The following is a 2648-nucleotide window of genomic DNA, read 5'->3' as shown; positions in this document are numbered from 1 at the left end:
ACTCTTGGGCGGTATCAGCCTGTTATCCCCGGAGTACCTTTTATCCGTTGAGCGATGGCCCTTCCATACAGAACCACCGGATCACTATGACCTACTTTCGTACCTGCTCGACGTGTCTGTCTCGCAGTTAAGCGGGCTTGTGCCATTACACTAACCGCATGATGTCCGACCATGCTTAGCCCACCTTTGTGCTCCTCCGTTACGCTTTGGGAGGAGACCGCCCCAGTCAAACTACCCACCACACAGTGTCCTTATCCCCGATAAGGGGACGAAGTTAGAACCTCAAACAGGTCAGGCTGGTATTTCAAGGTTGGCTCCACCAGAACTGGCGTCCTGGTTTCAAAGCCTCCCAGCTATCCTACACAAACATGCTCAAAGTTCACTGTGAAGCTATAGTAAAGGTTCACGGGGTCTTTCCGTCTAGCCGCGGATACACCGCATCTTCACGGCGATTTCAATTTCACTGAGTCTCGGGTAGAGACAGCGCCCCCATCGTTACGCCATTCGTGCAGGTCGGAACTTACCCGACAAGGAATTTCGCTACCTTAGGACCGTTATAGTTACGGCCGCCGTTTACCGGGGCTTCGATCAAGAGCTTCGTCCGAGGACTAACCCCATCAATTAACCTTCCGGCACCGGGCAGGCGTCACACCGTATACGTCCACTTTCGTGTTTGCACAGTGCTGTGTTTTTAATAAACAGTCGCAGGGGCCTGGTATCTTCGACTGGCTTCTGCTCAACCCGCAGGGGTGTCACATACCACCAGCGTGCCTTCTCCCGAAGTTACGGCACCATTTTGCCTAGTTCCTTTACCCGAGTTCTCTCAAGCGCCTTGGTATTCTCTACCTGACCACCTGTGTCGGTTTGGGGTACGGTCTCGAATAGCCTGAAGCTTAGAAGATTTTCCTGGAAGCAGGGCATCAATGACTTCCAGCCCTAAAAGGGCCGTCGTCGTCGCGTCTCGACATTATGGGACCGGATTTGCCTAATCCCACTGCCTACTCGCTTAAACCGGGACAACCGTCGCCCGGCTCACCTAGCCTTCTCCGTCTCTCCATCGCAGCTATCCAAGGTACGGGAATATTAACCCGTTTCCCATCGATTACACCTTTCGGTCTCACCTTAGGGGCCGACTCACCCTGCGCCGATTAGCGTTGCGCAGGAAACCTTGGTCTTCCGGCGTGGGAGTTTTTCACTCCCATTGTCGTTACTCATGTCAGCATTCGCACTTCTGATACCTCCAGCATGCTTCTCAACACACCTTCGCAGGCTTACAGAACGCTCCCCTACCCCGCATACTTACGTATGCAGCCGCAGCTTCGGTAACCAGTTTGAGCCCCGTTACATCTTCCGCGCAGGCCGACTCGACTAGTGAGCTATTACGCTTTCTTTAAAGGATGGCTGCTTCTAAGCCAACCTCCTAGCTGTCTGAGCCTTCCCACATCGTTTCCCACTTAACTGGTATTTGGGGACCTTAGCTGGCGGTCTGGGTTGTTTCCCTCTTCACGATGGACGTTAGCACCCACCGTGTGTCTCCCGGATAGTACTCACAGGTATTCGGAGTTTGCATCGGGTTGGTAAGTCGGGATGACCCCCTAGCCGAAACAGTGCTCTACCCCCTGTGGTATTCGTCCGAGGCGCTACCTAAATAGCTTTCGGGGAGAACCAGCTATCTCCGGGCTTGATTAGCCTTTCACTCCGATCCACAAGTCATCCCCTGGCTTTTCAACGACAGTGGGTTCGGTCCTCCAGTTGATGTTACTCAACCTTCAACCTGCTCATGGATAGATCGCCCGGTTTCGGGTCTATGCCCAGCGACTAAATCGCCCTATTCAGACTCGGTTTCCCTACGGCTCCCCTAAACGGTTAACCTCGCCACTGAACATAAGTCGCTGACCCATTATACAAAAGGTACGCCGTCACAGAACAAGTCTGCTCCGACTGCTTGTACGCATACGGTTTCAGGATCTATTTCACTCCCCTCACAGGGGTTCTTTTCGCCTTTCCCTCACGGTACTGGTTCACTATCGGTCAGTCAGGAGTATTTAGCCTTGGAGGATGGTCCCCCCATGTTCAGACAGGATATCACGTGTCCCGTCCTACTCGATTTCACCAGACTCAGGTTTCGGATACGGGGCTATCACCCACTATGGCGGCACTTTCCAGAGCCTTCTCCTACCAGTTGTCCAGCTTAAGGGCTAGTCCCCGTTCGCTCGCCGCTACTTAGGGAATCTCGGTTGATTTCTTTTCCTTCGGGTACTTAGATGTTTCAGTTCCCCGAGTTCGCCCCGCACAGCTATGTATTCACTGTACGGTACCGACCCGAAAGTCGGTGGGTTTCCCCATTCAGAAATGCCCGGATCACAGCTTGTTTGCCAGCTCCCCGAGCCTTATCGCAGGCTTCCACGTCTTTCATCGCCTCTGACTGCCAAGGCATCCACCGTATGCGCTTAGTTGCTTGACTATATAACCCCAAGACAACTGATCTGCGCCTCACATCAACAAGAGCCCCGTACTCACCGAAGCGAATACAGCGTCCTCATCAAAGATGAGATTCAGAGACAGTCGCTCGAAGTCATATACAACCACTTCAACGACAACACCGGATAACGCTTGAAATCGTTATCACATTGAACCTATTTCTCTCG

1 rRNA gene is annotated in these 2648 nt (G+C 52.9%); it reads right to left on the bottom strand.

The window, feature by feature from the left end:
* Positions 1-2464, bottom strand: a 23S ribosomal RNA gene (locus DIT71_RS17510); the annotation flags it as partial.
* Positions 2465-2648: the final 184 nt, after the last annotated feature.

This window comes from Marinobacter vulgaris (assembly GCF_003344045.1).
GTDB lineage: Bacteria > Pseudomonadota > Gammaproteobacteria > Pseudomonadales > Oleiphilaceae > Marinobacter > Marinobacter vulgaris.
Note: the sequence above shows the minus strand (reverse complement) of the source record. Positions and strands in the feature narration are given on the sequence as shown.